This window comes from Spirosoma sp. KUDC1026, from assembly GCF_013375035.1.
Taxonomy (GTDB): domain Bacteria; phylum Bacteroidota; class Bacteroidia; order Cytophagales; family Spirosomataceae; genus Spirosoma.
In genome coordinates, this window is record NZ_CP056032.1 from 1528767 (window position 1) to 1549179 (window position 20413).

19 protein-coding genes are annotated in these 20413 nt (G+C 51.4%); 9 read left to right on the plus strand and 10 right to left on the minus strand.

The window, feature by feature from the left end:
- Positions 1-13 precede the first annotated feature (13 nt).
- Positions 14-1249, plus strand: a complete 1236-nt coding sequence (locus HU175_RS06505) for a M16 family metallopeptidase (protein ID WP_176565814.1) — start codon at positions 14-16, stop codon at positions 1247-1249.
- 6 nt (positions 1250-1255) lie between these two features.
- The gene (locus tag HU175_RS06510) at positions 1256-1582 is read left to right on the plus strand and encodes a nucleotide pyrophosphohydrolase (protein WP_176565815.1); all 327 of its coding nucleotides are present in this window, start codon (positions 1256-1258) and stop codon (positions 1580-1582) included.
- Positions 1583-1655: 73 nt separating this feature from the next.
- On the opposite strand, the gene HU175_RS06515 is transcribed toward HU175_RS06510, so the two are convergent.
- The 3 genes from HU175_RS06515 to bshA form a co-directional block, all read right to left on the minus strand.
- Positions 1656-2303, minus strand: coding sequence for a sterol desaturase family protein (locus HU175_RS06515; RefSeq protein ID WP_176565816.1), 648 nt, complete (start codon positions 2301-2303; stop codon positions 1656-1658).
- A gap of 82 nt (positions 2304-2385) precedes the next feature.
- Entirely contained in the window at positions 2386-3732 is a 1347-nt protein-coding gene (locus HU175_RS06520) for an NAD(P)/FAD-dependent oxidoreductase (protein WP_176565817.1), read from the minus strand.
- 53 nt (positions 3733-3785) lie between these two features.
- Positions 3786-4919, minus strand: a complete 1134-nt coding sequence (bshA, locus tag HU175_RS06525) for an N-acetyl-alpha-D-glucosaminyl L-malate synthase BshA (protein WP_176565818.1) — start codon at positions 4917-4919, stop codon at positions 3786-3788.
- 195 nt (positions 4920-5114) lie between these two features.
- Here bshA and HU175_RS06530 point away from each other — a divergent pair, with 195 nt between their 5' ends.
- Positions 5115-5393, plus strand: coding sequence for an ArsR/SmtB family transcription factor (locus HU175_RS06530; protein ID WP_176565819.1), 279 nt, complete (start codon positions 5115-5117; stop codon positions 5391-5393).
- Positions 5394-5462: 69 nt separating this feature from the next.
- Complete coding sequence (locus HU175_RS06535; protein WP_176565820.1) at positions 5463-6557, plus strand: alkene reductase; 1095 nt, start codon at positions 5463-5465, stop codon at positions 6555-6557.
- A 78-nt stretch (positions 6558-6635) separates the two neighbouring features.
- On the opposite strand, the gene HU175_RS06540 is transcribed toward HU175_RS06535, so the two are convergent.
- The 5 genes from HU175_RS06540 to HU175_RS06560 all read right to left on the minus strand — a co-directional run bounded on the left by HU175_RS06540 (position 6636) and on the right by HU175_RS06560 (position 11157).
- Positions 6636-7550, minus strand: coding sequence for a metallophosphatase (locus HU175_RS06540; protein ID WP_176565821.1), 915 nt, complete (start codon positions 7548-7550; stop codon positions 6636-6638).
- Positions 7528-8268 (minus strand): 5'-nucleotidase C-terminal domain-containing protein, encoded by a 741-nt coding sequence (locus tag HU175_RS06545; protein ID WP_176565822.1) that lies wholly within the window; start codon positions 8266-8268, stop codon positions 7528-7530. The genes HU175_RS06540 and HU175_RS06545 overlap by 23 nt, the downstream gene beginning before the upstream one ends.
- Before the next feature lie 129 nt (positions 8269-8397).
- Positions 8398-9708, minus strand: coding sequence for an adenosylhomocysteinase (ahcY, locus tag HU175_RS06550; RefSeq protein ID WP_176565823.1), 1311 nt, complete (start codon positions 9706-9708; stop codon positions 8398-8400).
- A gap of 149 nt (positions 9709-9857) precedes the next feature.
- A complete protein-coding gene (locus HU175_RS06555) occupies positions 9858-10520 on the minus strand; it encodes a GDSL-type esterase/lipase family protein (protein WP_176565824.1) in 663 nt (220 codons plus the stop codon).
- Positions 10521-10533: 13 nt separating this feature from the next.
- Positions 10534-11157, minus strand: a complete 624-nt coding sequence (locus tag HU175_RS06560) for a hypothetical protein (RefSeq protein WP_176565825.1) — start codon at positions 11155-11157, stop codon at positions 10534-10536.
- A 230-nt stretch (positions 11158-11387) separates the two neighbouring features.
- Here HU175_RS06560 and HU175_RS06565 point away from each other — a divergent pair, with 230 nt between their 5' ends.
- Positions 11388-11711, plus strand: coding sequence for a TolB family protein (locus tag HU175_RS06565; protein WP_176565826.1), 324 nt, complete (start codon positions 11388-11390; stop codon positions 11709-11711).
- A 24-nt stretch (positions 11712-11735) separates the two neighbouring features.
- The gene (locus HU175_RS06570) at positions 11736-13136 is read left to right on the plus strand and encodes a Gfo/Idh/MocA family protein (protein ID WP_176565827.1); all 1401 of its coding nucleotides are present in this window, start codon (positions 11736-11738) and stop codon (positions 13134-13136) included.
- A 68-nt stretch (positions 13137-13204) separates the two neighbouring features.
- Here HU175_RS06570 and HU175_RS06575 read toward each other — a convergent pair whose 3' ends face one another.
- On the minus strand, positions 13205-14521 hold the full coding sequence (locus tag HU175_RS06575; protein ID WP_176565828.1) for a UDP-N-acetylmuramoyl-tripeptide--D-alanyl-D-alanine ligase: 1317 nt from the start codon (positions 14519-14521) through the stop codon (positions 13205-13207).
- A 99-nt stretch (positions 14522-14620) separates the two neighbouring features.
- Here HU175_RS06575 and HU175_RS06580 point away from each other — a divergent pair, with 99 nt between their 5' ends.
- The 3 genes from HU175_RS06580 (at position 14621) to HU175_RS06590 (ending at position 18531) form a co-directional block, all read left to right on the plus strand.
- Positions 14621-16840 (plus strand): FG-GAP-like repeat-containing protein, encoded by a 2220-nt coding sequence (locus HU175_RS06580; protein WP_176565829.1) that lies wholly within the window; start codon positions 14621-14623, stop codon positions 16838-16840.
- Positions 16841-16937: 97 nt separating this feature from the next.
- Entirely contained in the window at positions 16938-17939 is a 1002-nt protein-coding gene (locus HU175_RS06585) for a hypothetical protein (protein ID WP_176565830.1), read from the plus strand.
- A gap of 229 nt (positions 17940-18168) precedes the next feature.
- Positions 18169-18531 carry a hypothetical protein gene (locus HU175_RS06590; RefSeq protein ID WP_176565831.1) on the plus strand — a complete coding sequence of 121 codons (363 nt, stop codon included), beginning with the start codon at positions 18169-18171 and terminating at the stop codon, positions 18529-18531.
- 95 nt (positions 18532-18626) lie between these two features.
- Here the strand turns inward: HU175_RS06590 and HU175_RS06595 are convergent, their stop codons facing one another.
- On the minus strand, positions 18627-20195 hold the full coding sequence (locus tag HU175_RS06595; RefSeq protein ID WP_176565832.1) for a sensor histidine kinase: 1569 nt from the start codon (positions 20193-20195) through the stop codon (positions 18627-18629).
- Between the last annotated feature and the right edge of the window lie 218 nt (positions 20196-20413).

Consider the following 20413-nt stretch of genomic DNA (forward strand, 5'->3'; position numbering starts at 1 on the left):
TCAATTACTTAGAATGGAAGATTACGAAGTGTATACGCTGCCGAACGGAATTCGGATAGCACATAAACAAATACCACATACGCAAATTGCTCACTGTGGGATTATGCTCGATATTGGCAGCCGTGATGAACGACCCGAACAACAGGGGCTGGCCCACTTCTGGGAGCATATGGCCTTCAAAGGTACGGAGAAACGGAAAGCCTACCATATCATTACCCGCCTGGAAACGGTAGGCGGGGAGCTGAACGCCTACACTACGAAAGAAAAAGTTTGTTTTCATGCGTCTGTGCTGGGCGCTCATTTCGAGAAAGCCACTGAGCTGCTGGCCGACATTACATTCAATTCGGTTTTCCCTGAGAAGCAGATCGAGCGGGAGCGGGGGGTCATCCTGGAAGAGATGGCTATGTACTACGACTCGCCGGAAGATGCCATTCAGGATGACTTTGATGAATTGATTTTCCCGAATCACGCGTTGGGCGGCAACATTCTGGGTACTACGCAAACGGTTGGCTCATTCCGTCGCGAAGATCTGCAACAGTTTATTGCCGAGAACTATGATACGAGTCGGATTGTGTTTGCTACGGTGAGTAATCTGCCGTTTAAGCAGGTTGTCAAAATCGCCGAAAAATACTTTCGGGACGTACCGGCGCAGCATTCAGTTCGCCAGCGTCGGCAGCCAACCGATTACGTGCCGAAGCAAACGCGGATCGAACGCCCTATTACGCAGGCACAATGCGCGTTAGGGCGACCTGCCTATGGCCTGACCGATTCGCGCCGGCTTCCGTTTTTTATCTTGGTTAACCTGCTGGGCGGGCCTGGGATGAACTCCCGGTTGAATTTGAATCTGCGCGAAAAATACGGGCTGGTCTACTCGATTGATGCCAGCTACACACCGTACCTGGATACAGGTTTTCTGGGAATTTACTTCGGTACCGATCCCAAGAAGGTGGATAGGGCGCACTCGCTCATTATGAAAGAACTGAAGCGGCTGCGCGAACAACCGCTGACGACGCTGCAGTTGCATCAGACGAAAGAACAGCTGATTGGCCAACTGGCGATGGCTGAAGAAAGCAACAACAGCTTTATGCTGATGATGGCCAAAAGCCTGCTGGATATTGACCGGGTTGAGTCGCTAAGCGATATTTTCGGCGAAATCAAGTCCGTAACAGCTAATCAGTTACAGGCGCTGGCGCAGGATGTATTCGATGAAAGTCAGTTCAGTTCGCTCACCTTTGTTCCCGAAAAATAAGCCCGTATGACCATCCGCGAAGCCCAGGATACCGTTGACGAATGGATAAAGACCGTCGGCGTTCGGTATTTTAATGAACTAACCAACATGGCCATGCTCACCGAGGAGGTAGGCGAAGTGGCCCGGATCGTTGCCCGTCGTTATGGAGAACAATCCGAAAAGGAATCGGACAAAGCAAAAGACCTGGGTGATGAGATGGCCGACGTATTATGGGTTCTGATCTGCCTGGCGAACCAGACAGGAATTGACCTGACCGACGCTTTACAGAAGAACCTGGAGAAGAAAAACATCCGCGACGCAACTCGGCACCTGGACAACGAGAAGCTGCGGTAGCGAAACGAATAGCCCCAAAACAAAAATTCCCCGGATGACCATCCGGGGAATTTTTGTTGATATAGACCGTCGATTACTTCTGGAACGAACCGAAAATATAGTCCCAGAAAGGTGACGACACGCCATAGTTGCTTTCTGGATTCTTGTAGTGGTGAACACTGTGGTTAATCCACAGTACCTTGAAGAAATTCTTTGGGGGAGCGTAGGCATGCACAATGAAATGCGTTGCCAGGTAACCCGAATAGCCGACCAGGAAGCCAGGGAAAAAGGCATAAGCCGCTTCGCCCATGGCCAGGAAGAACATGCCAAAAAATAAAGCCGCTACGAAAATAGCCAGCGCTGGAGGCATGGCCAGCCGGGTCTTGTCTTTCGGATATTCGTGGTGAACTCCGTGAACAGTATATTGAATTTTAGCCCGACGTGGGGTTGTGGGGGCCAGGTGAAAAATATACCGGTGTAAGATGTATTCAAACAGGGAAAAAACGAACAGACCCGTTGCAAACAGCGCTGCAATCATGCCCGTACTCATTTCGGTATAAGTAAACGCATACCAGCCCAGAAAGACGGACAGCGTCAGCCACATTGTAATAGGAACCATGATATGTGTCCGTGACAGAGCCTCCAGAATAGGATTGTCAAAAAGTTGCTTGGTGCCGCTATTTTTCGGACGGGTTTTCCCATGACCGGCTAACGTATGCAGGCGTTCTTTGGTTGATTCCATAATCAGTTACGTTGACTATAAGTAATACTGCAAAAATACAATGAAAACCCATTCATTGTAAGTAGATAGTAAACCTATTTTACTATCTAGGCGAGCCATTCGCGACTTCTATTTGATCCGCAATTTTTTCGAAGGAAACCGGCATGCTGTTTTTCGGTAGCTTCGGACGGATGATAAGTCGAAGTGAGTTATTGAATGTCAGGTAGTTAAACATCCAGTTCAGGAAGATTACCAGTCTGTTCTTAACGCCTACGATTGCCATCAGGTGCACGAATAACCACGTGAGCCACGCAAAAAATCCCTGAAACTTAAAGAAAGGCAAATCGACGACTGCCAGCCCGCGCCCAATTGTGGCCATCGTGCCCAGATCTTTGTAGGTAAATTCTGCCGGTTGTTCGTTACGTACCCAGCGCAATAGATTCTTAGCCAGGTGTTTCCCCTGTTGAATGGCGGGCTGCGCAATCTGTGGGTGGCCGTTTGGCCATTTCTCTTCAGTCATCAGCGCTACGTCGCCAATGGCAAATACGTCTGTAAAGCCCTGTACCTGATTGTAGCGGTTGACCTGTATGCGGTTGCCCCGTCCAATGGTTTCGGCCGGTAAACCGTCAATTGGATTGGCGCGAACGCCTGCGGCCCAGATCAGGTTATTGGTCCGCAGCGACGAGCCGTCGTTCATGGTAACCACCTTCCCATCGAAATCCTTGACCCGCGTGTTAAGTCGTACGTTGACACCTAATTCCTGCAGGTACTCCAGCGAGTGTTTTTGCGAATCAATCGACATCGGTCCCAGCAACTCCCCGCCCGATTCGATCAGGTAGATATCCATGATTTTGAAATCCAGCTCGGGGTAATCGCGGGGCAGCACCGTCTTACGCATCTCAGCCAGCGTACCACAGAGCTCAACCCCCGTAGGTCCTCCCCCTACGACCACTACGTCCATCAAGCCTTCGCGCTCTTCTTCGGTTTCGACGCTGAGGGCATCTTCGAAGTTCTGGAGCATCCGGTTCCGCAAAGCAATAGCCTCCGAAACGGATTTCATCGGCAGGGCATTGGCAATGATATTCTCCTGGTTGAAGAAATTCGTGTCTGCACCCGTCGCAATAACCAGGTAATCGTACGTAACCGACCCCAGTTCGGTATCGACCGTTTTCTCAGTGGTTCGGATACCCGTCACGTTCGTTACGCGGATATGGACGTTTTTACAATTCCCAAACACCGACCGGAGCGGAAACAGGATTGCGTTAGCTTCCAGACCCGCCGTGGCCACCTGATAATAGAGCGGCTGAAATTCGTGGTAGTTATGGCGGTTGATCAGGACAACCTGAAATTCCTTCCGGGCTGATAACTTCCGGGCCAGTTGCAGGCCGCCAAAACCCGCTCCAATAATAACGACGCGCTTCCGATCAGTTTGAGGTATGTTTGGGTTCATCAGTCATCCCCGAATGATCTTCAGGGCAGTTTTAGAAAACAATAAACCAGCGCTTACGCAACCCGGCTTTCCTGCAGTACGCGCTCGTAATGCGCTTCGTAAAACGGCAGAATCTTGGACAGTTCAAACTCTTTCGCCCGGGCCAGCGCGTTTTCCTTGAACGTAGGCAGATTCGCATCGTCCAGTACATACAAGGCATTCTTAACCATGTCGGCTACGTCGCCAACGGGGCTCAGGAAACCCGTCACCCCCTGAATATTCAGTTCGGGCAACCCACCGGCATTCGACGTAATCAACGGCACCTCGCAGGCCATCGCTTCGAGCGCGGCCAGACCAAAGCTTTCGTTTTCTGACGGCATTACGAACAGATCGGCAACCGACAGCACTTCCTCGACGGCGTCCAGTTTACCCAGAAAACGTACCTGCTCGTCGATGCCCAGTTCTCGAACGAGTCGTTCGATACGGGCGCGCTCAGGGCCATCGCCGACCAACAGCAGCTTCGCCGGTATCTGTTGCTGAACATGATAGAACATCATGACCGCATCGTCGATGCGTTTTACCCGCCGGAAATTGGACGTGTGGACGATTAGTTTTTCGCCGTTCGGGCAAATAGCGCGTTTGAAATGATCCTTCTTCTGTCGTTTGAACCGATCCAGGTCAATAAAGTTAGGAATAACGTCAATTTCCCGGGTAACGTTGAAATGGGCGTAGGTATCCCGGCGCAGATCTTCGGATACGGCCGTCACGCCGTCGGACTGGTTGATGCTGAACGTAACAACCGGTTCGTACGACGCATCTTTACCAACGAGCGTAATATCGGTGCCGTGCAGTGTGGTCACAACGGGAACGTGTCGCCCCTGCGACTGCAGAATCATCTTGGCCATGTAAGCCGCCGATGCGTGAGGGATGGCGTAGTGAACGTGCAGAAGATCAACATTTTCATTCAGCACAACATTGACCATCTCGCTGGCCAGCGCCGACTCGTAGGGGGCATGCTGGAACAGCGGATAGGCGGGAATATTTACTTCGTGGTAGAAAACGTTCTCATTGAAAAAATCAAGACGGGGAGGTTGCTGATACGTAATGAAGTGAATCTGGTGGCCGTTTTTAGCCAGTGCCTTACCAAGTTCGGTGGCGACAACGCCACTGCCCCCGAAGGTCGGGTAGCACACAATGCCGATTTTCATGCGATAAGCCCATTCGGGCTATGAACAGTTTGTATCACCACAACAACAAACTACGCGAAAAAGAATCCCACAGACGTCGTAACTCACCAGCGGGTCAGGTAATATTAGGTTAACCACCGCTGGAAGCCCCGTTTTCTGCACGCTTTTTCTGCCAAATTTGTTTATTTGCCAGATCGCGAGCCGTATATATCATTAATGACACGCACGGAAAAATGTTTTGTGGAGAAAGCGACCGGTGCCATTGCCGACCGGTATCGCCTGTCCATTCTGAAAGAGTTGTCACAGCGGGGAAGCCTGACCAATACTGATGTTCAGGAACTGACGGGTCTGTCGCAACCCTGCGTGTCGCATCATGTCAAGCTCCTTACCGACAGTGGGCTGGTCAATGCCCACAAGGAAGGCCGCAATTTATATCTGACCCTGAACAAACAATCGATTCAGGATCTGTCTGATTTTCTGAAAGAGCTGGCCTGATTTTACTTCGTCGCGGTCAAACTTCTGGAGGGTTTGGTAGTTGGTAGTACGTATCAAAAGATAACCCTTATGCTACAGAAATTATTCACGGCCGTTACGCTCGGAAAAATAAAGCTGCGGAACCGTATCGTTATGTCGCCCATGACCCGCAACCGGGCAACAACCGACCATGATGTAACTGATATCATGACCGAGTACTACGCCCAGCGTGCTTCAGCCGGTCTGATTATTACAGAGGGAGTGGCACCGTCGCCTAATGGGAACGGCTACGCACGTGTTCCAGGCCTATATACGGCTGAACAGGTTGCTGGCTGGAAAAAAGTGACAGAAGCCGTTCACCGCGAAGGAGGTCATATTTTTGCGCAGTTGATGCACTCGGGGCGTATTGCTCACCCCGCCAATATGCATATGAACGGGGAGCCCGTCGCGCCCTCGGCTATTCGGGCTCAGGGTGAAATGTACACAGACACCGAAGGTATGCAGCAGAATGCGTTGCCCCGCGAACTGACTACCGAAGAAGTGCATTCGACAATACGAGAATTTGTCGAAGCTGCCCGAAACGCGATTGAAGCGGGTTTTGATGGCGTTGAACTACACGGTGCAAATGGGTATCTGATCGAGCAGTTTATCAACCCCAACACCAATCAGCGGACCGACGATTATGGGGGAAGCATCGAGAATCGAAGCCGGTTCCTGATGGAAATTGCTCGGAAAACGGGCGAAGCTATCGGCTTTGAAAAGGTTGGTGTCCGGCTGTCTCCGTACGGCGCCTTTAATGATATGCAAACGTATGAAGATATCGATCGGACTTACGCGTATATCGCCCAGGAACTGAAGGCAATTGGTGTCGTTTATCTGCACCTGGTTAACCACGAGAGTATGGGGGCGCCGGCTGTGCCAGAAGAAATGATAACTAAAATCCGAGCGTTTTTTACCAACACACTAATTCTCAGTGGTGGTTACGATGGTGAGCGGGCCGAGAAAGATCTGGAAGATGGTCGGGCTGATTTAATCGCGTTTGGTCGTCCTTTGCTGGCAAACCCTGACCTGGTTGAACGGCTTCGGACTGGGGCACCGCTTAATCAGCCTGATTACTCGACGCTCTATACCCCCGGCGAAAAAGGCTATACAGATTATCCCGCTCTCGAAAGAAGCGGTCTATAATAGGCATATCTGTATAGAAACGAAGTCCCGCCGAGTTGCTCAGCGGGACTTCGTTTCTATTGCGTATAGTCATGTTGGTTATACGCCAATAGACTGCCCTTTAACGTTTGCTTTACCCGAATCGAAAGTTAGATCAATTCGCCCCAGGTTAATACCCGCAAAACCAACCTGATTGATCCAGACGGGGTGCCCATTTGTATTGTTGACGACGACGGGTTCGTTCAGAAAGGTATGCGTATGCCCACCGATGATGAGATCAATATTCCGGGTCTTAGCCGCCAGTACGTTATCGGATACGGTTGGCCCCTCGTATTTAAACCCTAAGTGAGACAGGCAAACGACGTAATCGCATTTGTTCTCACTGCGAAGCTTAGCCGCCATATCATTCCCGATCTCAATCGGGTCCAGGTATTTGGTTTCTTTGTACGCTTCTTTCGGAATCAGGCCGTCTGGTTTGATACCAACGCCAAACACGCCGATGCGTACACCGTCTTTCTCAAAGATTTTGGACGCCTGGGTCCGGCCATCCATGACGGTGTTCTTGAAGTCATAATTGGCAATCAGCATCGGGAATTTCGCCTTACCGAACTGCGTCACCATGTTGTCGATGCCACCGTCGAAGTCATGATTTCCCAGCGTACCGGCGTCATAGCCCAACTGGTTCATCGCCAGAATTTCGGGTTCACCTTTGTACAGGTTGAAGTAAGGCGTTCCCTGGAAAATGTCACCCGCGTCGAATAAGAGTACGTTCTTTTCCTGCTCCCGAATCGACTTAAGCAGCGTAGCACGCCGGGCTACACCACCCCGGCCCGCGTTTCGGCTCCCGTCCATCGGGAAGGGGTCCAGACGACTGTGAACATCGTTGGTGTGCAGGATAGTAACCGATACGGCTTTTCGGGCCTGTGCCAGCAGATCTGGGGCAACGCTGCCAATAACAGCCGCCGTGCCGAAGAGTTTGAGAAACTGACGTCTATTCGACTGTAACGCGTCCATCAGAAGCGGGAGTAATGGGTTGGCCGGTCTGTCCCTGCTTCCGGAAATAGTCGATCAGGGCGTCGCGGATTAAATACGTTAGTGTTTCGCGTTTCACGGCGTTCTTGAGGAAACCGGCATAGTCACCACCGTCGGCCACGTAGTCGCTCATAGCCACGGTGTAAGTCTCGTTGGGTTGCAGCGTCCGGCCGTTCGTGAACGTAACGGACTGCACTTTATCGTTTTTGACAACGGTCCGAAGCCCACCAATCACCAGCTTGTCGCCTTTGGCAAAGTGGTCCAGTAGTTGCTGCAGCATGGTGCCCGTCACCGTCAGAATCACCAGCTGATTGTCGAACGGCATAACTTCGAAAATGGAACCAACCGTGATGTTGCCTTCGGGGAGGTTGCTGCGAATACCGCCGTAGTTCAGGTGCGAACAGTCGATGGGTTTGCCGTAACGAATGGTTGCCTGTTGCAACAAAGCATCGCAGAGTAAGTCATTCAGCGGGCCATCCGGTTGCCGCTTCTCAATCCGGGCGGTGGACTGGGCCAGCACCTCGTTCATTCGTTTATCAACTCCCTCCCGGTACGGAATCAGAAACTGCGCTACGTTCTTGTCCGACGTTGCCGTCATCGAGTCGACGGTCGTTAGTGTAGCGGTTCGCTTCGTCAGATGATAACCCGGCTGGCAGGCGGTCAGCCCCGCAAGTACCAGCCAAAGCAGGTGTTTTTTCATAGGTATTTGTAAAAGGAGAAAGGAACGGTCCGCCGTAGCGGGAAAGGGAGGAGGGAGGAAAGAAGAAAAGAAATAAGCATGCTCACGTCCTTTCTCCTTTCCTCCCTCCTTCCTTTCCTCCTTAAACCATTAATACCGATACATTTCCGATTTGAACGGACCTTCGACCGCTACGCCGATGTAGTCAGCCTGTTCCTGCTCCAATGGCTCGAGTTTCGCGCCAACGTGTGCCAGGTGCAGAGCCGCCACTTTCTCGTCAAGTTTCTTCGGCAGAACGTACACCTTGTTTTCGTACTTGTCCGAGTTCGCCCACAGCTCCAGCTGAGCCAGCGTCTGGTTCGAGAACGAGCACGACATCACGAACGATGGGTGACCCATAGCGCAACCCAGGTTCACTAGGCGACCTTCGGCCAGGACAATGATCTCCTTACCGTCGATTTCGTACATATCGACCTGTGGTTTGATCTGGCTCTTGGAGCTACCGTAAGCGCTGTTCAGCCATGCCATGTCGATTTCGTTGTCGAAGTGGCCGATGTTACAAACAACCGCTTTGTCGCGCATCATTTTGAAGTGACGCTCTTTGATGATGTTTACGTTACCCGTAGCCGTCACGAAGATATTGGCCCGCGTAGCGGCTTCATCCATTGGAACAACTTCGTAACCGTCCATGGCCGCCTGCAGGGCACAGATTGGGTCGATTTCGGTAACCAGGACCCGGCAGCCAGCGCCACGCAGTGATTCGGCCGAGCCTTTACCTACGTCACCGTAGCCCGCTACAACAGCTACTTTACCAGCCAGCATCAGGTCGGTAGCGCGACGAATCGCGTCAACCAGCGATTCGCGGCAGCCGTATTTGTTGTCGAATTTCGACTTCGTTACGGAGTCGTTTACGTTGATTGCCGGCAGGTGCAGCGTACCATTTTTCATCCGCTCGTACAGGCGGTGAACACCCGTCGTCGTTTCCTCCGACAGACCTTTGATACCCTGGATTAGTTCCGGGTATACGTCGAACACCATGTTGGTCAGGTCACCACCGTCGTCCAGAATCATGTTCAATGGCTGACGATCTTCGCCGAAAAACAGCGTTTGTTCGATACACCAGTTGAATTCTTCTTCGTTCATGCCTTTCCAGGCGTAAACAGGAATGCCAGCCGCAGCAATAGCAGCTGCAGCGTGATCCTGAGTCGAGAAAATATTACACGACGACCAGGTCACGTCGGCACCCAGTTCAACCAGCGTTTCGATCAGCACCGCCGTTTGAATGGTCATGTGCAGACAGCCGGCGATCTTGGCACCAGCCAGTGGCTTCGACGGGCCATATTCAGCGCGTAGCGCCATCAGGCCCGGCATTTCGGCCTCGGCCAGTTTAATTTCCTTGCGGCCCCAGTCGGCCAGTGCGATGTCCTTTACTTTGTAGGGGACGTACGTGGAGGTTTGCATTCGGATGAAATAATATACGCAGCAGGACCAGATAAATCCCTGTCAACGTGGTTGTTTTCTTTCTAAAATACAAAATTAAACAGGATTGCCTAGAAAGCCTACCAATCGCGAAGCACTTTCTAGCCTGTAGCCCGTTCGTTACCTGTGTGTTACTTCAGATAGGGTGCAATGAGCGGTGTCCATTCCTGATAACCCGCTGGCAGCATGTGCAGACTATCAGCTCTAAACAGCTCCGGCCGCGACTGACCATTGGGTTGCAGCATAACCGGACGGACGTCGACGAACTGCGTATTTTTCTGTTTGGCCAGATAATCCTTGATCAACTGATTGGCTTCATCGACCACCGGGTAATATTTGCGCCGGGACGGGCTCTGCTTGATTGAGATAAACAGAAACGGTACGTCGGGCAACTGCTTGCGAACGTACTGAAACAGATCAACAAAGCGGTCATAGGTTTGCTGGGCCGTTACATTACCCGTGGCAATGTCATTCTCACCCGCGTACAGCACAATCTGCTTTGGTTTGTACGGAATAATAACCCGGTCGGCGTACCGGAGAACGTCGCTCAGCTGCGAACCGCCAAAGCCCCGGTTTAGCACCGGTTTGCCGGGAAAGTAGCTCTGTAAGTCAGGCCAGAGCCGGATGGACGAGCTACCCGTGAATAGAATTGGGTTGGCCGGGGGCGGAGTTTGCTTATCGGCCGCTTCAAACGCCTGAATCTCGTTCTCGAAAGGGGGCTGCGCCTGAGCCAGTGAACGAAAGGAGATGAACGTGAGTGCAAAGAAAAGAAACAGGTTGACTAATTTTTTCATTGTAAATCAGGAATTAAGAAATCCACATCTGGAACGTATCAATCAAAACCCAGTGGTGGTTAATACGTTTCAACATAATTAGCTCACCGCGACCACAGTTACCTTGACAAAAAAAACTACTAACGAAAAGAGCTTTATCTTTTGTGGTATTGTAGGCGATGTTTGATACGTGAAAGGTGTAAATATTTACAGTCTCATCGTCATACCGTTTATAAAGTTGCTGTATTTTCTCGCGGGACAGTATCGTTACGGGGATATGCGTGGTGAAGTTAGGGGCTAACTTTTTGTGCTTCTGGTCGGTAACCTGCTTCAATTCTTCATAAATCGGCTTCCAGGCATTGTCGCGAGCTTGTCGGCAGCGGGACGTATCCTTGTCGTAAATACAGCATTCTCCTTCGGCAGCGTAGTTGTCCCAAGTCGTTTCTGGGGCCAGACCATGCGCGTGGATAGAAGTCGAATCATAGAGAACGACGGTGGCATAAGGCGGTCTGTACAGAGAGTTCAGAACACCATTGAGAAAGACTGAGTACACTTCATAATCATCAGCTGATACGTCTGTCGACTCCGCCATTGGCTGACGGCAGCTTACGCTCAAAACAGGCAGCAGCAGGATTGCAAGAACATAAAACGTCTTCATATCTGGTCAGCTTTTACCCGATAGATTCTTTAGGACGTAGTAATTCATAAAGTGAAGCCTGGAAGGCTGTTACAAAACAGCCTGCTGCCACACGATACAACTACTTCTTGACTCTGTATAAGAAGGGGGCCTTGTTAGCCGCGCCGGTAAACTTCTTCGCCAGATGTTCCAGTTCGTTCAGATTCAGGATTTTCTTCTGAAAATTGTTGATGGCAAACTACCTGTTATAAATGACTTCCTATGATTCCTGTACTTCCCGCATTACAACCGTATTGGGCAAAAGAAACCCGGAGCAATTAAGTTTCGACGAAAATGCGAACTGGTTCGCTCACCCCTCGCCAGACAACAAATTGATTGTGTACATTGCTTATGTGTCGGACGAAAAACAGGAACACTTATTTGGCAAACAAGTAAAACTCCGCCTGATGAATCTTAGAACAAAAGCCATCAACGATATCACGCCCGTATTTTTTGGCGGCCAGGGCGCGATCAACGTATCGTCGTGGAGTCCCGACAGTCAGAAAATCGCCTTCGTTAGTTACGCCGTCAACTAAACCCCGTTATAAACTTTATTTTTTGTGAAAAAGCATAATTCAAGCTCAAGACGGCTTTTCCTGCAGCAGATTGGCGCGACCAGTCTGGTGGCGGCCTCTTCACCCCTGTCGTCGCTGGCGGCCCGGGCCAACGCCGAAGAACGTATTCTGCATTACGAAAAACCGGTTTCGTCCAATGATACCATCCGGCTGGGAGTAATTGGCTACGGAGTACAAGGCCACTTCGACCTGAGTACGGCGCTCAAAGTACCGGGCGTTGAACTGGCTGGTATCTGCGATTTATACACAGGTCGGCTGGAGAATGCCAGGGAACAGTTTGGTAATGAACTCTATACTACCCGTAATTACAAAGAGCTGTTAGACCGCAAAGACATCGACGCAGTTATTATTGCGACCACCGATGTCTGGCATTCGCGCATCACGCTGGACGCGCTGGCGAAGGGTAAACACGTATACTGCGAAAAGCCGATGGTCTATAAAATCAGTGAAGGCTATCCGGTCATGGCAGCCGCTAAAAAGGCGGGTAAGGTGTTGCAGGTGGGCAGCCAGCGGGTCAGCAGCATTGGGTATGCCAAAGCCAAAGAACTGCTGGCGGCCGGTGAAATTGGTAAGCTGAATATGGTAAACGCCGTTTATGACCGGCAGAGCTCTATTGGGGCATGGGAGTATACAATTCCCAAAGATGCCAATGCCATGACGACCGACTGGGAGCGGTTCATCGCCGTTACGGCCAAGATGCCGTTCGATGCCAAAAAGTTTTTCTGGTGGCGGGCCTTCAAAGAGGTAGGAACGGGTGTAGCGGGTGATTTATTCATCCACCTATTGAGTGGTACGCACTTCATAACTAATTCAAAAGGGCCTAAAAATATCTATAGCACCGGCCAGCTCAGCTACTGGAAAGACGGGCGTAACCTGCCCGATGTGATGTCGGGAGTACTGCAGTACCCTGATACCAAAGACCACGCTGCGTTTCTGCTGACTCTGCAGGTAAATTTCATCAGTGGCACGGGCGGGCAGGAGGTAATCCGACTGGTTGGTTCCGAAGGCGTTATCGACGTGATCGGCAACGACATTATCGTCAAGCACAGCATCTTGCCCGAAGCACCCGGCTTTGGTGGTTACGATTCGCTGTTCACGTTCTCGAAGAGTATGCGGGACGAAATGCAACAGGAGTATGATGCCAAATGGACGCCTGAGCAGCGCAAGAAGACGGTTAAAGAAGATATTGTCTTTAAAGCCCCAACCGGCTACAGCGATCACCTGGATCATTTTACCAACTTTTTCGATTCGGTCAGAACGGGAAAACCCGTGGTTGAAGATGCCGAATTCGGTTTCCGGGCAGCAGCCCCGGCACTCTCCTGCAATGCCAGCTATTTCAGCAAGAAGATCATTAAGTGGGACCCGATTAACATGAAGCTGGTCTAGTTTCTGGTAACGGTCTGGAAAGTCGTATCCAGACCGTTACTGTTTATTAAATCGCTGCGTGATGAAGCTCAAATAAACTGAACTACTGTTTCCAGGCTCATGCCCCGCGATCCTTTGATCAGGATGTGCGTATCAGTCATGGGATTGTCCATGACCCAGTTGTGCAGCGAGAATTTATCCGGGAAATAGTACGCTTTGGGCAGTGCACCAAGGGCGTGTTTCATGTCTTTTCCGGCCAGGACGACCAGGTCGAATTTACTTTCCGCAATCAGTTTGCCCAGCGCTTCGTGTTCGGCTTCGCTTTCGGGGCCGAGCTCGTACATATCACCCAAAATCACAACCTTGCGTTTGGCCGGCATGGCGGCAAACTGTCGAACGGCGGCCGCCATCGAACTGGGGTTGGCGTTATAGGCGTCCAGCAGGACGGTGTTGGTACCTTTATGGATAACCTGCGACCGGTTATTGGTCGGGTTATAGTCGGCAATGGCGCGATTCGTTTCTTCGGGCGTAACGCCGAAATACTGCCCAATGGCCATAGCCGCCAGCATGTTCTCGAAGTTGTACCGGCCCGGCATGTGCGTCGTTACCTCGCTTCCGTCAGCAGTTCGGTACACTACGGGCGACTCCTGCAGCAACTCGACCGGATCGCCGGGATAGAAGATTGCTTCGGCGAAGGTCGTTTCACTACGTAGCGTTTTCAGCCGTTCGCGGTACATGGCCGTCAGCACCGTATCGCGGGAGTTGATAAACACGGTTTGACCGTGCTGAGCCAGGTAATCATACAGTTCGCCTTTTCCTTTCCGAACGCCTTCAACCCCGCCAAAGCCTTCGAGGTGGGCTTTGCCAACGTTGGTGATCAGACCGTGGGTGGGCTGGGCAATGGAGCAGAGCAGAGCAATTTCCTGCTGGTGGTTAGCGCCCATTTCCACAACCGCCATTTCGTACGGTTCCGGCTCGTCGGCCCGGATCGCCAGTAGCGTTAGTGGTACGCCGATGTGGTTATTCAGGTTGCCAATTGTCGCGTAGGTCCGGTACTCTTTCGACAGAACGGCCGCCATCAATTCTTTCGTAGTAGTCTTACCGTTCGAACCCGTTAGGGCAACTACCGGAAAGTTAAAGGTCCGGCGATGATACCGGGCCAGGTCCTGCAGGGCCAGTAGCCCATCGGTGACCAGCAGGCAGCGGGCATCGCGTTCGGCCACGGTTGGATCGTCGACCAGGGCGTACCGGGCTCCGGCGGCAATAGCCTGCTCGGCAAATTGATTCCCGTCAAAGTTGCCACCTTTCAGGGCTACAAACAGGGAGTCCGCGGTAATTCGGCGCGTATCGGTCGATACGCTGCTGCATTCCAGAAATTTATGATACAGTTGTTCGGTTGACAGCATCAGAAACGGATAACGTTCGTCGTTCTTTGGTAGCCAGCGTCAGCAAAGCACCCCCTGGTTCAGACCGGGCAGGATGCGGCTGGATTCGCTCAAAGATACATGAAAAAGCTATTTACGTTTTTGGCCTGTTTGCTGGCCGGCAGCATTCAGGCCCAAATATCCTTTCAGTACAGTCAGCAGCCCACCGTTACGGTAAACGGCCGGTCGTTGCTGAATCCGTGGGCGGGCGGGTTCAACGCAACACAGTACGCCACAATCCGTCTCAACAACGACAGCCGGGACGATCTGGTCGTATTCGACCGGATCAGCAGTAAAATCACGACGTTTGTTGCCATCGATAATCCATCGGGAAGTGGCATGGCCTGGCAATACGCGCCGGAGTATGAGCTGCTTTTTCCGCCGGTCTACAACTGGATCATCCTGGTCGATTACGACGGCGATGGGCGTAAAGACCTGTTTACGCATGGCTCGGGCAGTATTCGTTTGTTTCGGAATGAGCTGCAGAACGGGCAGACGACGTTCCGCTCTGTGGCCGATCCAATCATTACCGAAGGCTTCAGCAGCCGACTTCCCCTCTACGCCAATAGTGACGACGTGCCTGCCATTCTGGATTTTGATGATGACGGCGATATCGATATTCTGGCGTTCGACCCGACGGGTAATCAGATTGCTTATAATCAGAACATGAGCGTTGAACGTACCGGTCAGAAAGGGCTGGATTTCAAGCGGGCTGGCGGTACCTGCTGGGGCCATTTCCACAAGGAGTTCTGCAACGATTTCACATTTGGGATTCAGTGCGAAACCGGCACCAACCTGATTGATCCGAAACCGTCAGCGCCCAACGCCAGACCCCTGCATTCGGGCAACACGATCACCATTATCGATACCGACGGTGATGGAAAAAAAGACATGCTGTTCGGGTTCGTGACCTGTCCCAATATTGCCCGGTTGAAGAACGGGGGAACGAACGACGTCAATGCTAACTTTGTCAGCTTTGACAGTCTTTACCCGGCGCAGAACTCAATCCTGTTCCCGGAATTTCCATCGACCTCCTGGGAGGATGTGGATGGCGATGGCAAAAAAGATCTGCTGGCGTCACCCAACGTGAGCGATGTGAGCAACCAGGCCTTTGACTTTACGAAATCAGGCTGGTATTACAAAAATGTCGGCACGAACGAGAAGCCCGATTTCCAACTGGTGCAGACCGATTTTCTCCAAAGCGACATGATCGACATCGGAGCCAATACGGCTCCGGCCCTGGCCGATCTCGACGGCGATGGCGACCTGGATATGCTGGTGGGGCACATGGGTGTGCAGACCGGCAGTGGTTTCCGGGCAAGTCTGTACTACTACGAAAACCGCGGGACAACCCAGAATCCGGCTTTCGCCCTTATCTCCACCGACTATCTGAATCTGCAGTCACTTGGCCTGACCAGCCTGGTTCCTTCTTTTATCGATGTGGACAACAATGGCAGTCTTGATCTGCTGCTGAAAGGAACAGGAACCGGGCAGAAACTTAATATACGGGTTTTTGTCAATGCGGCTGCCCGGGGGGCAGCCGTACAGTACGATCTGGCTAAAGCTGCTGCCTGGACACTTCCCGCCGAAATAGGAGCAGGCAATTTGATTGCGTTTACCGACATTGATCTGGACGGTAAAGTCGATATGCTGGTGAGTGCAGATAATTACGGGGCCGTGAGCTATTACCGCAATACGGGCTCGGCCAGCAGTCCGACCTTTCAGTTGCAGACCCAGGCGTATGGAGGCTTTTCAATCGGTACGGCCTACCTCGGTCTGCGTTCGCTGGTGGTTACCGACCTGAATGGCGATCAGAAACGGGAGCTTATTTCGGCCACTGCTTCCGGCCAGGTTCGGGTGTATCAACTCCCGGACCAGCCAACGCAAACGGCCGTGTTGCTGGATTCGCTGAAAGGAATGCCGGGCGAAAATCTGATTGCCAGTGTGGGCGATCTGGACGGCGACCAACTACCCGATCTCATGCTGGGCACGGTATCAGGCGGGCTGCGTTACCTGAAAAATACCTCGCAGAAAGTAATCGTTACAGGCACGACCGAAGAGGTAACCAGTCCCTGGGCGTACCCCAACCCGACTGATCGCTTTCTGACGGTTCGTCCAGCCTACCCCGGACGCGTTGAATTACTGTCACTATCCGGGCAGGTGATTCTGCCGGAACAGTACGTTCCGGCTAATGTTGAAACGACGCTGGATCTGGGTAACCTGACCGACGGTACGTATCTGCTCAGGTTAACGGGCGACAATCGACCCGTTCTGGTCCAGAAAGTTGTCGTCTGGAAGTAGTGATTCTTCATTGGTATACTTTTATCGGTTATAATACCGACGAATTTCTGGTTTCTCAAAGCAGACCACACTCTTCCACAATGAATTCGTGTTACGAATGACGATCAATACAAAGCTTTACGCTACGCTCATTGCTCTACTTTCCGTCTTGGGTTTGCAGGCTTGTCGGCAGGATAAAGACCTCGATCCTGCTGACGAATCAGTCACTGTAGAAACCTTCCTACCGGCAAATCTTGGGATAGGCCTGGCTGTTGATGCGGCAGATAACTTGTATATAGCTGACCCAAACAAACAGATCATTCGCAGAGTCACGCCAGCCAAAGAGATCAGCGTATTTGCTGGTACCGGGGAAGTCGGTCTGGTCGACGGAAAAGCGTCGAGCGCCAGCTTCTATTTTCCTAATGCGATGACCTTTGATGGATTAGGAAACTTATACGTGGCTCAAAAGTGGGCAGTACGTAAAATTACGCCATCAGGTATCGTTAGTACTATTGCTGGTAAAGCTCCTAGCTGGCTCAACTCCACTCACCCAGACTCCGCGCTTTTTGGTGACAGCCCATCATTGCTGGTTGATCGATCCGGAAATCTTCTTGTTGCAGACAACTCCTATTATCGTCGCATTCTGAAAATAACTCCCCAGCAGACGATAAGCGCATTGCTAGGGCGACCATTTGGGCCGTCGCAGCAAAGCGGTCAGTATTCTTCGGCAGAACCAGTCAATTATCCTAAGGGGCTTGCGTTCGATTCCAAAGGAAACCTGTTTATCGCCGATCATATCTACGGAATTTTAAAAATGACTCCTCAGGGGAGAATTACCAGGTTTGCTGGCGGTGGAACACGAGGGCATGAGGATGGGCCTGGAACAACAGCCTTATTCGGTGAGATCAATTGCTTGGCCATCGATAAGCGAGATAATCTATACGTTGGCGATGATCGGTATCTTCGAAAGATATCTCCAGATGGTATAGTCAGCACAGTAACTGGTGATGGTATCGGCCGGGAAGCACAGTTTACGATCCCTTATAGTTTGGTTTTCGATTCTAAAGGAAATCTGTTCGTTGGTAACATGGCTGGTATTCTTAAAATTACGTTTAACTGAACGAGTGAGGATTAAACTACTGCCGGTATTAACGAGGAGTAGGCTGTCAGAACTTGTTCGAATACATGACTGTGAATGCAACCTGGTCCAGAAAGTTGTTGTCTGGAAATAGCTAAAACTCTTTTGGATCGACCGAGTTAGAGATACATGACAGCCTGCCAGGCCCAGAAACGCCTGTGGGCTGACTACTGTCGAATCACTAATCCCGGCGGGAAACCGCAGATACGTTATGGAAAATGTAAATAACTCCGATCAGCAGCGCGTCGATCAGAATTCCGGTGGTCCACTGGAAGGTATGTCGCCCCAGAACACGAATATGCCCGAAAACAACGACGAAGCGGGCAACATCGTTTATGCGGGATTGGGCGTGAATAACGAACCCGATAACTACAATCCCGGCGACGAAGAAGCGTCTGATACGTTACTGTACACCGATACGTTAACGGCGAAGCACGCAACCGATGAAGTATCGAACGGTGAAGATATGGACGCCCTGCCCGAAGACTTGCTGGAAGACCTTTCCGACGATGAACTGGACGCTGAAATAACCGAGCTATCAGAAGAAGAAAACGAAAGTAACGAGCGTTACTAAGTCCGTTTTTGGACAGGATTGACAGGTTTTTGATTCAATAAAAATCTGTTAATCCTGTCCAAAATTTTCTTTTATATCCTGTCCAAAAAAACCTTTTAATAAACGGGCAGCCAGGCCGTGAATACAGAACCTTTGCCGGGTTCTGAACGGGCTGTCAGCGTACCACCGTGATTTTCGGCCACCCGTCGGGCAATGGCCAGTCCAATACCGGTACCATCATACTGGTTCCGGCTGTGCAACTGCTGAAAAATTGTGAAGATCCGGTCCAGGTATTTCTCGTTGAACCCAATCCCGGTGTCTTCAATCGAAACGGCGACGAACGGTTGCTGGCTTTTTTGTAACGCCGTAGGGACACTGTCGGAAGCTATAAGTTCGGCCGAAATGATAATTCGCGGAGACTGTCCGGTTTTATGAAACTTGAGCGCATTACTCAGCAGACAGAAAAATAATTGCTGTAACTGAAGGGCATCGCCCGATACAGCAGGCAACAGTTCTACGTTAATAACAGCGTCGGTTTTGTCAATCAATGGCTGCAGATCTTTCAGGGCTTTTTGCAGAACAGAGCTGAGCGGCACCCGGTCGAAGCCCTTAGGCTGAGCGGTCAGTCGGGAGTAGGTGAGCAGATCTTTGACCAACTCCTGCATCCGCTGGGCCGATTTCTGCATTCGCGCTACAACATCCCGCACCGTTTCGTCGGTATCCTGGCTGAGCCGCTCGTTCAGAAAGCCCCCCAGAGCCGTGATTTTGCGTAAAGGCTCCTGGAGGTCATGGCTGGCTACGTACGCAAACTGATTCAGGTTGTGGTTAGTCTGCTTCAGCTTGTGGATGGTCTGCTCCAGTTCCTGCTGGGTCAGTTTGAGGTCCGAAATGTCCAGAAACGTCAGAATTAGTCCGTCGCCCAGCTTTCGGGCGGACCCCCAGAACCAGCCGTCGATCCCATCGTGCGGGTAATACAAGTCGTACACAAGCGGCTCTCCGCTGTTGACAACGGCTACGTACTGGTCAAAAATAGATTGCTGCTGAGCACGTGGACCCGAAAACGTAACCTGTCGGCTTGCCGGGTAGGTCTCCAGAAAAGAAGCGCCCTTGAGCTGGGGGCTTGCTTTACTGTTGAGCGTAGCGGCTGCCGGATTAGCCAGAATGATCCGGAAATCAACCAACTGATGACTGGCATTGCGTATACTTTCCAGGACCAGGATACCATTCAGTGAATTACTGACAATCTGCTGGAGTAGTTCTGCCTGTTTTTGCTGAGCCAGTAAACGGGCTTTCTGGTCACTAACCTCCGTGAGCGAGATAATGACGCCCTCATTCTCCCAGTGGCTGATCGTCAGATCGAACCAATGAGACTGGCCCGATTCAGCTGTGCAGTGAATCTCCTGCTGGTAAGGCTGTTGCGTATAAACAACATCCGCTGCCCACTGCCAGATTCCGCTGGCCGACTGACCCGGAAAGAGCTCTGATACCAGCTGGCCACGAACGGTATCAGTGGGTTTGTTAATAAACGTGTCGTACCGTGGATTGGTCAGCAAAAACCGAAAGTCGATAACAGTTCCGTCCTGATTATGAACCGCCTGGCAGAGCGCAATCGCATTAACTGCGTGCCGAAGGGCAGTTTCGTAGAAGGCCAGCATCGAGGGGGGTGCGGAAGAAACGGCATGCATGCTGCCAGGAAGGAAAAGTTGTTACGGTATGCTGCGTACACCGGACTGTGCACGGGTCGACCATAAAAGTAACAAAAAAATGACACCTCTCCGTCAGGAAACGATAAAATAGGAAAAAAACGCAGCAGGCTAGTAAATAGTAAAAGAACGGGCAGTACGCTTACTAGATTTGATTTGTCGGGATTTATTCTGTCTGTAGTTTTACAAATTAAACGGCC

Coding starts and splice junctions, on each gene's coding strand:
- HU175_RS06515 (WP_176565816.1), bottom strand. CDS start 2,303: ATGGAATCAACCAAAGAACGCCTGCATACGTTAGCCGGTCATGGGAAA.
- bshA (WP_176565818.1), bottom strand. CDS start 4,919: ATGAAAATCGGCATTGTGTGCTACCCGACCTTCGGGGGCAGTGGCGTT.
- HU175_RS06575 (WP_176565828.1), bottom strand. CDS start 14,521: ATGCTGTCAACCGAACAACTGTATCATAAATTTCTGGAATGCAGCAGC.
- HU175_RS06580 (WP_176565829.1), top strand. CDS start 14,621: ATGAAAAAGCTATTTACGTTTTTGGCCTGTTTGCTGGCCGGCAGCATT.
- HU175_RS06510 (WP_176565815.1), top strand. CDS start 1,256: ATGACCATCCGCGAAGCCCAGGATACCGTTGACGAATGGATAAAGACC.
- HU175_RS06535 (WP_176565820.1), top strand. CDS start 5,463: ATGCTACAGAAATTATTCACGGCCGTTACGCTCGGAAAAATAAAGCTG.
- HU175_RS06595 (WP_176565832.1), bottom strand. CDS start 20,195: ATGCATGCCGTTTCTTCCGCACCCCCCTCGATGCTGGCCTTCTACGAA.
- HU175_RS06555 (WP_176565824.1), bottom strand. CDS start 10,520: ATGAAAAAATTAGTCAACCTGTTTCTTTTCTTTGCACTCACGTTCATC.
- HU175_RS06530 (WP_176565819.1), top strand. CDS start 5,115: ATGACACGCACGGAAAAATGTTTTGTGGAGAAAGCGACCGGTGCCATT.
- ahcY (WP_176565823.1), bottom strand. CDS start 9,708: ATGCAAACCTCCACGTACGTCCCCTACAAAGTAAAGGACATCGCACTG.
- HU175_RS06540 (WP_176565821.1), bottom strand. CDS start 7,550: ATGGACGCGTTACAGTCGAATAGACGTCAGTTTCTCAAACTCTTCGGC.
- HU175_RS06590 (WP_176565831.1), top strand. CDS start 18,169: ATGGAAAATGTAAATAACTCCGATCAGCAGCGCGTCGATCAGAATTCC.
- HU175_RS06585 (WP_176565830.1), top strand. CDS start 16,938: ATGACGATCAATACAAAGCTTTACGCTACGCTCATTGCTCTACTTTCC.
- HU175_RS06520 (WP_176565817.1), bottom strand. CDS start 3,732: ATGAACCCAAACATACCTCAAACTGATCGGAAGCGCGTCGTTATTATT.
- HU175_RS06545 (WP_176565822.1), bottom strand. CDS start 8,268: ATGAAAAAACACCTGCTTTGGCTGGTACTTGCGGGGCTGACCGCCTGC.
- HU175_RS06560 (WP_176565825.1), bottom strand. CDS start 11,157: ATGAAGACGTTTTATGTTCTTGCAATCCTGCTGCTGCCTGTTTTGAGC.
- HU175_RS06505 (WP_176565814.1), top strand. CDS start 14: ATGGAAGATTACGAAGTGTATACGCTGCCGAACGGAATTCGGATAGCA.
- HU175_RS06565 (WP_176565826.1), top strand. CDS start 11,388: ATGACTTCCTATGATTCCTGTACTTCCCGCATTACAACCGTATTGGGC.